General features: G+C 45.3%; 12 protein-coding genes and 2 tRNA genes. 10 read left to right on the top strand and 4 right to left on the bottom strand.

Going from position 1 to position 12,030, the window contains the following annotated elements:
• Positions 1 to 122: 122 nt before the first annotated feature.
• The 5 genes from T472_RS02735 to T472_RS20585 all read left to right on the top strand — a co-directional run bounded on the left by T472_RS02735 (position 123) and on the right by T472_RS20585 (position 1,490).
• Positions 123 to 213, top strand: a tRNA-Ser gene (locus T472_RS02735).
• A 186-nt stretch (positions 214 to 399) separates the two neighbouring features.
• Positions 400 to 1,041, top strand: coding sequence for a YczE/YyaS/YitT family protein (locus tag T472_RS02730; protein WP_023384337.1), 642 nt, complete (start codon positions 400 to 402; stop codon positions 1,039 to 1,041).
• Positions 1,031 to 1,174: a hypothetical protein gene (locus T472_RS19690; RefSeq protein WP_023384334.1), complete on the top strand. Its 144-nt coding sequence runs from the start codon at positions 1,031 to 1,033 to the stop codon at positions 1,172 to 1,174. The genes T472_RS02730 and T472_RS19690 overlap by 11 nt, the downstream gene beginning before the upstream one ends.
• Positions 1,159 to 1,341, top strand: a complete 183-nt coding sequence (locus T472_RS20065) for a hypothetical protein (RefSeq protein WP_040906488.1) — start codon at positions 1,159 to 1,161, stop codon at positions 1,339 to 1,341. Before T472_RS19690 ends, T472_RS20065 begins: the two co-directional genes overlap by 16 nt.
• Positions 1,338 to 1,490: a GNAT family N-acetyltransferase gene (locus T472_RS20585; protein WP_369322643.1), complete on the top strand. Its 153-nt coding sequence runs from the start codon at positions 1,338 to 1,340 to the stop codon at positions 1,488 to 1,490. The genes T472_RS20065 and T472_RS20585 overlap by 4 nt, the downstream gene beginning before the upstream one ends.
• 46 nt (positions 1,491 to 1,536) lie before the next feature.
• Here T472_RS20585 and T472_RS02720 read toward each other — a convergent pair whose 3' ends face one another.
• Positions 1,537 to 2,928, bottom strand: coding sequence for a uracil-xanthine permease family protein (locus tag T472_RS02720; RefSeq protein WP_023384329.1), 1,392 nt, complete (start codon positions 2,926 to 2,928; stop codon positions 1,537 to 1,539).
• A gap of 287 nt (positions 2,929 to 3,215) precedes the next feature.
• Between T472_RS02720 and T472_RS02710 the strand changes: the two genes are divergently transcribed.
• Both T472_RS02710 and T472_RS02705 read left to right on the top strand, forming a co-directional pair.
• Positions 3,216 to 3,746 carry a GNAT family N-acetyltransferase gene (locus T472_RS02710; RefSeq protein WP_023384324.1) on the top strand — a complete coding sequence of 177 codons (531 nt, stop codon included), beginning with the start codon at positions 3,216 to 3,218 and terminating at the stop codon, positions 3,744 to 3,746.
• A gap of 191 nt (positions 3,747 to 3,937) precedes the next feature.
• On the top strand, positions 3,938 to 4,390 hold the full coding sequence (locus T472_RS02705; RefSeq protein WP_023384321.1) for a hypothetical protein: 453 nt from the start codon (positions 3,938 to 3,940) through the stop codon (positions 4,388 to 4,390).
• A 52-nt stretch (positions 4,391 to 4,442) separates the two neighbouring features.
• Here T472_RS02705 and ade read toward each other — a convergent pair whose 3' ends face one another.
• From ade to T472_RS02690, 3 genes are all read right to left on the bottom strand, one after another.
• Positions 4,443 to 6,167, bottom strand: a complete 1,725-nt coding sequence (gene ade, locus T472_RS02700; protein WP_023384319.1) for an adenine deaminase — start codon at positions 6,165 to 6,167, stop codon at positions 4,443 to 4,445.
• 162 nt (positions 6,168 to 6,329) lie between these two features.
• Entirely contained in the window at positions 6,330 to 8,312 is a 1,983-nt protein-coding gene (locus T472_RS02695; protein ID WP_023384317.1) for a S9 family peptidase, read from the bottom strand.
• A gap of 126 nt (positions 8,313 to 8,438) precedes the next feature.
• Positions 8,439 to 9,047 carry a superoxide dismutase gene (locus T472_RS02690; RefSeq protein ID WP_023384315.1) on the bottom strand — a complete coding sequence of 203 codons (609 nt, stop codon included), beginning with the start codon at positions 9,045 to 9,047 and terminating at the stop codon, positions 8,439 to 8,441.
• Positions 9,048 to 9,298: 251 nt separating this feature from the next.
• On the opposite strand from T472_RS02690, the gene proB reads away from it, so the two are divergent.
• The 3 genes from proB (at position 9,299) to T472_RS02675 (ending at position 11,869) form a co-directional block, all read left to right on the top strand.
• Positions 9,299 to 10,108: a glutamate 5-kinase gene (proB, locus tag T472_RS02685; protein ID WP_023384312.1), complete on the top strand. Its 810-nt coding sequence runs from the start codon at positions 9,299 to 9,301 to the stop codon at positions 10,106 to 10,108.
• Complete coding sequence (locus tag T472_RS02680; protein ID WP_023384310.1) at positions 10,101 to 11,342, top strand: glutamate-5-semialdehyde dehydrogenase; 1,242 nt, start codon at positions 10,101 to 10,103, stop codon at positions 11,340 to 11,342. The genes proB and T472_RS02680 overlap by 8 nt, the downstream gene beginning before the upstream one ends.
• Before the next feature lie 436 nt (positions 11,343 to 11,778).
• Positions 11,779 to 11,869, top strand: a tRNA-Ser gene (locus T472_RS02675).
• The last annotated feature ends 161 nt before the right edge of the window (positions 11,870 to 12,030 follow it).

The following is a 12,030-nucleotide window of genomic DNA, read 5'->3' as shown; positions in this document are numbered from 1 at the left end:
TCCAAGTGGGAAAGTTGAGTTACTTTATCAATTCAGCAATGGAATTTACTTTTTCAAATATGGGAAAATGGTTGTTGACACTTGTTTTTCATGCTGATATAATATGTTTTGTCGCTATACTTGGAGAGATGGTCGAGCTGGTTGAAGGCACCGGTCTTGAAAACCGGCGTACATGAAAGTGTACCGTGGGTTCGAATCCCACTCTCTCCGCCATTTATGGCGACTTTTTTTTACCTTTTTTTATCTTGAAACATCGGGATGCCTATATGCTTAAGAGGTTCCTGCTTGCAGCTAGTTTAACCTAGGTTGACATGATAACACAGGTCTTTTAGGATACTACCGATATCCCCCACCAATGGCATTGAATTCGGGGAATTTTTTTATGAAGGGCGGATATAAATGAAAGCACTGGCAACAAGATTCATCATGTTTGTTTTGGGACTGTTCATACTCTCATATGGGGTCGCTCTGGCGATAAGGTCTTCGTTAGGGGTTTCACCGATAAGTTCATTCCCTGTTTCAATAAGCAGGGTCACAGGCCTTACTGTTGGACGTATTACCATTTTCTTCTATCTGTTTCTGGTTCTAATGCAGATACTCATTCTGAGGAAGGATTTCAAGGTCAAGAACCTTCTTCAGATTGCATTTTCATCTGTTTTTGGATTTTTTACGGACTCGGCATTGTCGGTAACGGCATCTCTTGCACCACAGTCATATCCAGTGAAGCTCGCTTTCCTCCTGACGAGCGTATGTCTTATGGGACTTGCCATCTTCATGCTGCTTGTGGCTGATATAGTGAACAATTCTCCTGAGGCTTTGTGTAAAGCGATCGCTGACAAATATTCCATAGATTTTGCCAGAGTGAAGACATGGTTCGACCTCTCCTGCGTTGCGGGGTCTGCAACAGTTTCGATGGTTTTCTTCAGAGACATCGGGATGATAAGGGAAGGAACTATTATCGGAGCTCTTTTCATAGGTAAGGTCGGAGGATTCCTGTACAGGAGCTACAAGCACAAGGTAGTCTCGATGCTTGGGATATGAAATTTGGATAATGGAATTCGGAATATCAGACAGTGATATGGATGAGTACCTGTCCCAATCTTGGCTTGAGGAACGTATGGAACTGTGGCCTGGAGAAGGCAGAAGCGCCAGATTCTCATGGGGAAGCCGGTAGATGGCGGTAATGAATCAGGGTTTCTGGTTTCGATACATGATGACAGGATTACTGGAATACTCCATAAAGGACAAAATGCCTGGAGCTTTGGGCATATCGTAACATATAGGGGGAAATCCATACCAATGCAAGGTACAGACGCATTGGAATTGGTGAGGCTCTGGTGAACACTCTGGCAGATAATGCCCGAATTAAACGGATTACCTCGGACATAGAGCCGTGGAATGAAGCAAGCATAGCCTTTTGTTATGCGGTCGGATTCACCAGGACATTTTCAGATGATGAACCAGTATTCCTTGAGAAAATAATAGGTTAACGTAAAATGAGGAAGGGTCATCCCTTCCTCATTTTGCATTATGTGACTATGCTATTTCTTCGCTTGCTGAAGCCGCTGCCGATTCCCTTGAATCACCTGCGGAGAGCATAAGGTTCAGTGTAATTCCAACTATTGCTGCTGTTGCTATCGCTGGAAGCTGTGTACCGAACATCGGTATCATGCCGCCTTCGAAATTGAAGCTTCCTCCAAGTCCAACTATGAGTATCACTGCGATTACCGCAAGGTTCTTTGAGCTGAACATGTCTACCTTCTTGTCCATCATGATGGTTATTCCCTGTGCAGCTATTACACCGAAGAGGTATATCGAAAGTCCTCCGATTACAGCTGTTGGAATGGAATATACGATATTGATCAGTGGTGTGAACATTGAGATTACCATTGTAAGTATGGCTGCTGTGATAAGAACAGGAACCGAGAAGTTCTTGGATATCGCCATTGCGCTTATGTTTTCACCGTAGTTGGTTCCAGCTGGGCCGCCGATGAGTCCTGATACTATGTCACCTATACCGTCGCCAATAAGGTTAAGGCCAAGCTTGTTCTCAAGGTCGTACTTCTTTGTTGAGCCCTTCTTTCTCGCAAGGTCGTTAACGTAAATGTCAAGCTGGTAGATATGGGCTGTTGATTCAGGTATGGTCGCTATTGCTATTGGCATTATTGCTATAACAGCCGCAATCGATGGCTTCGGGAAAGTGAATATCGGAAGATTGAGTATTCCTGCTGAGGCTATAGTGTTGAAGTTCACGAACTGGATGCCGGTTGAAGCGCCGATTATCAGTGCTGACACATATCCGGTAAGTAGTCCGAACAATATTGGAAGCTGGCTAAGCTTGCCTTTGAGGTATACTGAGTATAATATTGTTGATATTAGGGTTATTAGTGCGATTACCCAGGCAAGGCTTCCTGCTAAGCTTTTGCTTGCTTCAGCTACGGTGGAGGGTATTGCAGATGCATTTCCCATGGCGTTGGCTGAGAGTGAAAGACCAATGATTATTGCTATGCTTCCTGTTACGGTTGGTGGAAGGACCTTGTCGATGAAAGCCTTTCCGCTTTTCTTTATGATGTATCCGGCGATTATAGATACGAAACCGGACATTATGATTCCGAACTGGGCGATTGATATCTTGTCATTGAGCGAATATGATGCGAAAGCATCGGCGCTCATTATCGAAGCTATGGCTGCGATATATGAGAAGCTTGATCCATAATATAGGGGGATCTTTCTTCCAGTCACAAGTATGAAAGCGAGTGTTGCAAGTCCGCTTGCGAATATGGTAGTTGAAACATGGAAACCGGTTATGAGTGCAACGAGTACGGTTGCCGGGAACATGACAACAATCTGCTGGAGCGCGAACGCTATGAGTTCGAGGAAGTCCGGTGTCTCGTCAGGAAGATACCCTGATACATGTTTGTTATTCATTTAGCTGCCTCCTATTCTTTGAAATCCGCCTGGTCCGAAATGGCAAAAAAAAACTTGCCCAAGGCAAGATCGTATACTATCGGCATTAATGCTTCACAATATGACAAACCTTGCCGGTATCTCAGCACCTGGCTTAAAGATTTCTTTCAACAAATTATTGCATATATCAAAGTCACTGTAAATAGGTGTTATGCAAATTATGAAATCATCAGATATATACCATTTCACATTCATAGATGCACAAAATTGAAATTGATTAATTGAGAAAGTGAACAAGCGGAGGGAGTATGGACAATATCAATGTCAGATTGGCTGATCAGGGGGACATCAATAGGATAGCCGAACTTTTTGACAGGCTGTGCGACAGGCTCGAGAGCGGTATCAATTATCCCGGCTGGAAAAAAGGTGTCTATCCTGACAGACGGACAGCAGAGCTTTATGTGGGTAAGGGTGAGCTCCACGTGATAACTGTTGGCGGGAGGATTGCAGGCACCATAGTGCTTTCCAATGAGCCTGAGGATGCCTATGAAGAAGTGAAGTGGAGATATGACTGGGAGTATGACAAGATTCTGGTCATAAGGACATTTACTGTGGATCCTGAGTTTTGGGGCAAGGGACTTGGAGAAAGGCTGCTTGACCATGCATCTTCCTTTGGGATCATAAATGGAATAAAGGCAATGAGGCTTGATGTGCTTGAAACCAATATTCCGGCAATAAGGCTGTATGAGAATTCAGGGTTCGAGTATGCCGGTACGGTGGACCTGAGGCTAAACATACCAGGTTTGAAATGGTTCAGGCTATATGAGAAGAAGATTTGAATTTACCGGTTTAAATGTTACAAATTTGTCAATTTATGGAAATTGTGTTCATATATTATTACAATTATAAGAGGAAAGTGATATTATGATAGCAAGAGGTAGAAATCTCACAGCATAATAGACAGAATATTAAGATTCTTACCTCTGTGTTATTCGGTACGCGGAATGATTGGATTAACCGAGGTGAGTTTATGGAGAAATTGCAAACAAAAGAGAAGGTCAGAGAGGAAATGAAATTTGCGCCCGTTGCGGTCGAGGATGTTAAGAAAAGTGAGAACGAGAAGGCTTCGCTGAACACTGTCATAACTGATTTCAACCAGTTCTTTAATTTCGTGAACCTTAACGGTTCCTGGTACAGATGGGTATCTGGTGAATATCAGATATCAAAGGTAGACAGCATCGGTGAGACAATATGCAAGTATCTTTCGATGTTCTGTGAAGAAAACGGAATATCTCACGAAAGGTTCCTGAGCATTAACCATATGATTACAGTGTCCCACAGAGGAGTATACTACCTCTTCAGGACGATTGACGGAAATGGCGATTATGCAGCTGTATCGATCGCCGAATCCAGACCAAAATCAAGGATAATACCCTGGAACACATTGTCAGGCTTTATTCAGAGGAAGTTTGAAGAAATCTAGGAATATCGGGACCCAGGCGCGCTGATGTGCCTGGGTCCTGAATTTCATTGCTCTAATTGAAAAGACCTATGAATCTGCCGAGTGAAGAGCTGTACAGCCCTTTATCGGTTATTTTTATTTCGGGGATCACTGGAAGAGCGAGGAAGGACAGGGTCAGGAAGGGGTCGAAATCAAGACCGTCAAACACAACCTGAGCTGTATTCTTGAGGTTCCCTACGTTCTCGATCAGTTCCAGCAGCGGCCTGCCTGACATCAGCCCTGCGATTTCGAGAGGCAGCTCAGCCAGCATTTTTCCATGTGAATATATTGCGATACCGCCTCCTGTTTCCCTGAGCCTGTTGCAGGCAGAAGCCATATCCTGGTCATTCGTGCCTATGACAATTATGTTGTGTGAATCATGCGATACCGAAGAAGCCACAGCCCCTTCATGCAGCCGGAACCCTCTTACAAGTCCAAGGGCTACGTTTCCTGTATTCTTGTGCCTCTCGACAATTCCTATCTTGATGATGTCATTCGTGATATCAGACATGAAGTCTGATGACTTTCCCATACTGATTTCATGGTGCCTCGTCAGGAGGCTGTTCTTAATGATTTCCATAAGGTTTACCGTACCGGTACCCGGTATGTCCATTTTAAAGCTTGATGCCTTGAGCTCCCTGAAGTTCATGGTACTCATTATTGGGGGAGGTATGGCTGATGAAAAATCGAAGGTCACACCATCAGTCCCGTATACCTTTAGGCCTCTCTTGTAGACACTTCTGATCCTGAAATCGCTAAGACTTTCAAGCACAATGAAGTCAGCCCTGTAACCCGGGGCAATTGCGCCAGATTCCCTGAGTCCATAGCATTCCGAAGGGTTTATCGTAGCCATGCGAATCGCATCCACAGGCTCAAGGCCAAAGGCTATAGCCCGCCTTACCAAAGCGTCGATGCTTCCGTTCCTGTGGAGCTCATCAATATGCATGTCATCAGTGCAGAAGGTGAACCTTCTTAAGTTATCCTTATCAACAAGTCCTATAATGGCGTCAAAGTTCTTAGCGGCGGTACCTTCCCTGATATGGATATACATTCCCTTTGACAGCCTGTCCATGGCCTCCTCTGAAGTTACGCATTCATGGTCTGTAGATATTCCTGCGGTCCTGAAGATGTTGGAACCTCTCTTTGTAAGTTCAGATCCATGACCATCGATGACCAGGCCCCTGTTCCTTGCTGCAAGCAGCTTCTTCAGCATATCTTCATCACATCCGGCTACAGAAGGCATATCCATGACTTCCGCGAGTCCGAGGACCCTTTCGCTGTCGTAGAGCGGCAGAAGGTCACTGGACTTAAGAACCGCGCCAGATGTCTCCAGCTTAGTGGATGGGACACACGATGAGAGCATGAAGTAGAAATCGACGGGCAGGCCCTCTGAAGAATCCAGCATATACAGGATTCCATCAGAACCAAGAACATTCGCTATTTCATGAGGGTCAGCAACCATCGACCCTATGCCATGCATGCATGCAGCCTCTGAAAGCACCCTGCAGGTCGAAACTGTTGACTCAACATGTATATGGGAATCGATGAGTGATGGCGAGACATAAGCTCCGTCAAGGTCTGTCACCTCATCACCTTCATAGTCTCCATAGCCTACTATGTAGCCATCTTTGATCCCGATGCCAGTCTCAAGGATTTTGCCGCTGAAAACATCAACGACTTTTGCATTTTGCAGTGAAAGGTCGCATGGGATCTCTCCATTTGATGCCTTGATCAGTGAGGTCAGAGTATTTATATCCATAAAGATCCTCCCCTCAGAATGTATTTTGATTAGCATATACCAGGTATAGTCAAGTGTCAACGCATATTCTGGATCTATTCTTTTAAGGGGATGTTAATTTTATCCTGCTGCGGAAAGAAGCAGGTCGAAAAAACAGCGCATGAGTGATGCGCTGTTAAGATTCTATAGGTACTTGTTGAACCAACTGGTCATTTCCTTAAGACGCCTTACCCTGTGGAGAGGTTTGCCGCTTCTGGACAGCTCGTGGTTTTCTCCCTTGAACATGCAGAGCCTTGCCGGAATACCATTGTCCTTGAGTGCCGTGTACATCTGGAGGCCCTCGACCAGCCAGCATCTGTAGTCTTCATCCGAATGAAGGAATAGGGTCGGTGTCCTTACCTTATCGGCATATTTTAATGGCGAGTGCCACCAGAGCTTGTCGCTGTCTGTCCAGGGAGTTTCACCGATCTGGTCGCTTGCGAAATAATAGCCTATATCTGTAGTCGAATACATTGAGATCCAATTCGAGATACTTCTTTCTGAGACCGCAGCCTTGAACCTGTCAGTATGTCCAATTATCCAGTTCGTCATGAAACCGCCGTATGAGCCGCCTGTAACGCCGACCCTGCTGCTGTCTATCCCGTCATAGGTCTCAATGGCCTTGTCAAGGAATGACAGGATATCCTCGTAGTCTATAGTGCCGTACTTACCCCGTATATCAGAAAAGTCGTTGCCTTTTCCGTCGCTTCCCCTGGGGTTGCAGTAGACTACAAAATAACCGAGGTTTGAAAGTATCTGCATCTCATGGTGGAACACATTACCGAAGACTGTCTTTGGTCCACCGTGAATGCTCAGTACGCAGGGGTATCTCTTCCCTTCCTCAAACGCAGCCGGTCGTATGACGAAGCCTTCAATGTCATGTGAGGCTGGCGATTCAAGCACAAGCCTCTCAGGAACGGATAGCGTCCTTTCCATAAGTATATTTGCGTTGAATGATGTCATTGGCTCGGCGCTTCCCGTGGAATAGACCTCCTGTAGAGAATTCTCCTTCATTCCGACATAAAGTATGCTGCCTTCGCTTACTGAGATTCCGTCAACTGTCCCTGTAATGCTTACAACATCCTCAATGTCTCCGGATATGCCGATTCTCTTGAGCCTGCAGTCCGTGCCTTCTGTCGCAAGGAAGTAGAACAGACCGCTGTCGGTAGTCTTTTCCTGGGACGAACCATATCTTGAATCAGTACCGACTGAATTGTACAGTGAAAGATCCAGCTCCGGGGAAAGGTCCCTGAAGTCAGAACCATCGACCCTGCAGGTGAATATCCTCTTGTTTTCATTGAGGCCGTACGATAGCATGTTGCTTCCGGTAAGAACCAGATGCTCATCATCAAGAAAGCCTGCATACCCATAGTTCATGGCGATAAGCGGAGGGGAACTTAGCTTCCCTCCAGAGTATAAGAGGACGTCATTTGTGAGCTCCATCTTGTCCGTGAAGGTAGTAGCCACTATGACTGCCTTGTCCTTTGACTTGTTAAGCCTTAGCGATTCCACATCAGTGAACTCGCCGGTGATGTATTCCTTAAAGGATCCGTCTGAATTGAATAATGCGAGCCGGTTCCTTCTTCTGCTGGTGAAGCCTGAACCGTTGGACCAGTAGGGTATCTCTTCAAGGACCTCGTAATCCTTCTCTTCCTTCCTTCTTTTGAGCTCAGCGGTACGCTCTTCGCCTTCAAGACCGAGAAGTTCCCTGTTGTTCAGGTCGAATGAGACTGTTGCTATTATAGTTCCATCGAAGAGGAACTCATATGAGCCGAGCTCTTTCTTGAAGCTGAGATGCTTGTCCGCTTCCCCGCCATGGATGTTTATCTTATATAGCTCGGTAATCTCTTCAAGTGCTTCAGATTTCTCCCTGTCCTTTTCATCGCGCATAGCGTTGAAGACGATGTTTTCGTCATCAAGCCATTTGAACTGTGATTCCTTGTTTGATGATGTGAGCTTCCTTGTCTTTCCTGTTTCCACATTCAAAATATAAAGGTTTGAGTCATACCGGTTCTCCTCAAGGTTCATCTGATGAACCACGAAGCAGGCATTCTTCCCATCTGGAGAGTGCCTTATACCGGAAAGAAATCTGTAGTTCTTGAAATCCTCTATCTTAAGCTGTTCCATTAGTACATCCTCCCCGTGTTAACCATAATATGATATTACAAGATTTTGTTGTCACCTGTCTATACAAAAGAGAAGCCCCGCAATTTTTGCGGGGCTTCATTGAAACTTTAGGCCGTTTCAATATGTTTATCTGAGAGCTTCGAATTCCTTAGAAACCGCGCTCCAATTCACTATGTTGAACCATTCCTTGATATAGTCAGGTCTCCTGTTCTGGTACTTAAGGTAGTAGGCATGCTCCCATACGTCCAGTCCGAGTATTGGGTGCTTTCCTTCAGTTATTGGGTTGTCCTGGTTTGCAGTGGATACTATCTCAAGCTCACCGCCAGATACAACCAGCCATGCCCAGCCTGAACCGAATCTTCCTGCGGCCGCCTTAGAGAAAGCATCCCTGAAGCCGTCGAGGCTACCGAATTTCCTTTCTATTGCTTCGAGCAGTGCTCCTTCAGGTGCCTGGCCAGCAGCCTTGGTCATCCAGTTCCAGAACCATGAATGGTTGAGATGTCCTCCCCCGTTGTTTCTGACTGCAGTCTTGATGTCATCAGGTAAAGAATCAAGGTTCCTTACGAGATCTTCAACGCTCTTCTCCTGAAGCTCAGGATATTTCTCAAGCGCTGCGTTCAGATTGTTGATGTACGCCTGGTGGTGCTTTGTGTGGTGTATGGTCATTGTCGTTTCATCTATGTAAGGCTCCAAAGCGGAATACTCATATGGAAGTTTTGGTAATTCATGTTTCATTTCTAAATCCTCCGTAATTCAATATTTTCCGAAGTTTCCTCCGGTTGTTGCTATGAGTCAAGTATATTGCAAATGAGAATGATAATCAATAGTATGCAATTAAATTAATCCATATTCAATTCAATGTTAACTTTCTGTTCATAAATTAGCAGGAATCAGTGAACCTGATTGAGTATATGATCAAAAAAGCTTTAAAATAATACAAAATAAAATATAATGGAGAGAAGGATAACCAATGCGGAGGCTGTATGATGGAGAACAAAAGACAGGACTTAAGGAACAGGAAAAGAGTTGTCATTAAGGTGGGAACTTCCACTATCACACATAATGACGGCAAGATGAATCTCATGAAGCTTGAGCATCTGTCCCGGACCATTTCCAGCCTGAAGAACCAGGGAATGGAGGTCGTTCTTGTTTCATCGGGAGCGATAGCTGTCGGGGCCCAAAGGCTCAATTTAAGGGAAAGACCCAGGAAGGTAAGTGAAAAGCAGGCAGCAGCTGCTGTCGGACAGGTAGTCCTCATGAACATGTACCAGAGGTTCTTCCATGACTATGCCTACGAGGTGGCTCAGATCCTTGTCACAAGGCTTGTCAACGATGATGAGGTCATGAGGTTCAATGCGAAGAATACCTTCAATGAGCTGCTTAGGATGGGTATTCTGCCTGTAGTAAATGAAAATGACACGATAGCTACCGAAGAAATCATATTCGGTGACAACGACACCCTTTCTGCTGTGGTTGCAAAGCTTGTAGAGGCTGACCTTCTTATACTGCTGTCTGACATAAACGGCCTGTACAGCGATGACCCAAAGAAGAACCCGGATGCCAGGCTGCTCCATCAGGTTGATGTCATCGATGAATACATCGAGTCAATAGGAAAGGGAACATCTTCCAATCAGGGGACGGGCGGAATGGTAACTAAGATTTCCGCTGCAAAGATCGCGACTGAAGTGGGGATAGATGTTGTCATAGCCAATGGAGAATCACCGGAAATCATCGTTGATATCATAAACGGGAAGGAAATCGGAACACTTTTCTCGAGGAGGGATCGGAATGCTTAAGGAAATGGGTATGAGGGCCAAGGAAGCGGCGACAAGCCTTGCCATGCTGTCGAATGATGAGAAGAACAGGCTGCTCGACAATATAGCACTTAACCTTAAAAAGAACGAGGACGCTATTCTTGAGCAGAACAAGATAGATGTTGAAGCCGGGAAGCTGAACGGGCTGCCAGAAGGCCTGATCGACAGGCTCAGCCTGAATCCGAAGCGCATAGATTCGATGATAGAAGGGATTAGGACAATAATGGCCCTTGAAGATCCTGTCGGAGAAGTGCTTGGGATGAAGACCATGCAGAACGGCCTGATCATCGGGAAAAAGAGGGTTCCGCTTGGTGTTGTAGGAATAATATATGAGGCAAGGCCCAATGTGACCGTCGATACGGCAGCGCTTTGCCTCAAGTCATCAAATGCGCTGATCCTGAGAGGAGGCAAGGAGGCCCTTAATTCAAACAGGGCTTTGGCTGGAATCATGAGGCGAAGCATTGAAGAATCAGGCTGCAACAAGGATTTCGTACAGCTGATCGAGGACCAGAGCTACGAAGTGGCAAATGAATTCATGAAGCTCAATGAATATCTGGATGTCCTCATACCAAGAGGAAGTGACAGGCTTATCAAATCTGTGGTCCAGAATTCTACGGTTCCTGTGATTGAGACCGGAACAGGCAACTGCCACATATATGTTGATGCCAGTGCAGACGAAAAGATGGCTGTCGACATAATCATAAATGCAAAGTCCCAGAGGATAGGAGTATGCAATGCTGCTGAGAGCCTCGTAGTCCACAGCAGCAAAATAGAAGGCTTCCTGCCATTAGTCTGGAACGAACTGAAGAAATACAACGTGACGGTATATGCCGATGAAAGGGCAAAGGCTGTAGTTCCTGAATTCCAGGAGGCGACAGATGAGGATTTTGCCACAGAATACCTTGATTACAAGATTTCACTGAAGGTAGTAGATTCTCTGGATGAGGCAATTAGGCATATCAACAGGTATTCAACATCACATTCGGAATCCATCGTGACTGAGAACTATGCTAATGCCATGGAATTCCTCAACAGGATAGATTCCGCAGCGGTATATGTCAATGCGTCAACAAGGTTCACGGATGGATTCGAATTCGGCATGGGAGGAGAGATGGGTATTTCCACACAGAAGCTCCATGTCAGAGGACCTGTTGGAACAAAGGAACTCACCACTACGAAATACATCATCTTCGGCAACGGACAGATACGGGGATGATTCGACGAACATTTTTCGTGATAATTGAATAATTGTCCATAAAATCAAAAAACTGACCCGGAATATGGGAAAAACCCATGAATCAGCCACTATCAATGGCTGAAACGGATAATGGTTGTCACATGACCATGTTGGGGAACATGAAATCCGTTAATAAGATGATGTTGTTCACTGATATTTAACACATTTTATAATTTTATTTAAGGTTTGTGTATTACTATAACCTTAGCCCTTTAGCTATGAGCGTAAGTTCATACGCATTATACTTTTACCTACCTTAAAATCCACTATGGGAAGCAGCCAAAAACTGCTTCTGTTTTTTTGTTCGTATTTCTTGGAGCCTGCAATGGGTCATTTTTGTTGACATAAATAGGGGTCATTGTTATAATTAACTTCGTGGTTGACTGAACTTAATAGTTTTATGCAAGCTTCGCATGGAGAATTACTCAAGTGGCCGAAGAGGCGCCCCTGCTAAGGGCGTAGGTCGGGTAACCGGCGCGAGGGTTCAAATCCCTCATTCTCCGCCAAGAAGCTGCAACCATGAAAATCCCTGAAAGTGATTTGCTTTCAGGGATTTTTGTCGTTGTGCGCCCGGCATGGGCGCTAACTTGGTGGTGAGAGTCCACTACGCGCTCGGTAGCAGGAAGCGTTAGCCGAAGGCAAGGGTGTCCATCGCGAGGTGGAATCT

It is taken from the genome of Youngiibacter fragilis 232.1 (genome assembly GCF_000495435.3).
GTDB classification, from domain to species: Bacteria; Bacillota; Clostridia; order Clostridiales; family Clostridiaceae; genus Youngiibacter; species Youngiibacter fragilis.
The sequence above is the reverse complement of the archived record's forward strand: the minus strand, read 5'-3'. Positions and strand labels throughout refer to the sequence as shown.

Bases quoted from the DNA above. Each gene is read 5' to 3' on its own strand.
- T472_RS02730 (WP_023384337.1), top strand. From the start codon at position 400: ATGAAAGCACTGGCAACAAGATTCATCATGTTTGTTTTGGGACTGTTC.
- T472_RS20065 (WP_040906488.1), top strand. From the start codon at position 1,159: ATGGGGAAGCCGGTAGATGGCGGTAATGAATCAGGGTTTCTGGTTTCG.
- T472_RS02720 (WP_023384329.1), bottom strand. From the start codon at position 2,928: ATGAATAACAAACATGTATCAGGGTATCTTCCTGACGAGACACCGGAC.
- T472_RS02710 (WP_023384324.1), top strand. From the start codon at position 3,216: ATGGACAATATCAATGTCAGATTGGCTGATCAGGGGGACATCAATAGG.
- T472_RS02705 (WP_023384321.1), top strand. From the start codon at position 3,938: ATGGAGAAATTGCAAACAAAAGAGAAGGTCAGAGAGGAAATGAAATTT.
- ade (WP_023384319.1), bottom strand. From the start codon at position 6,167: ATGGATATAAATACTCTGACCTCACTGATCAAGGCATCAAATGGAGAG.
- T472_RS02695 (WP_023384317.1), bottom strand. From the start codon at position 8,312: ATGGAACAGCTTAAGATAGAGGATTTCAAGAACTACAGATTTCTTTCC.
- T472_RS02690 (WP_023384315.1), bottom strand. From the start codon at position 9,047: ATGAAACATGAATTACCAAAACTTCCATATGAGTATTCCGCTTTGGAG.
- proB (WP_023384312.1), top strand. From the start codon at position 9,299: ATGGAGAACAAAAGACAGGACTTAAGGAACAGGAAAAGAGTTGTCATT.
- T472_RS02680 (WP_023384310.1), top strand. From the start codon at position 10,101: ATGCTTAAGGAAATGGGTATGAGGGCCAAGGAAGCGGCGACAAGCCTT.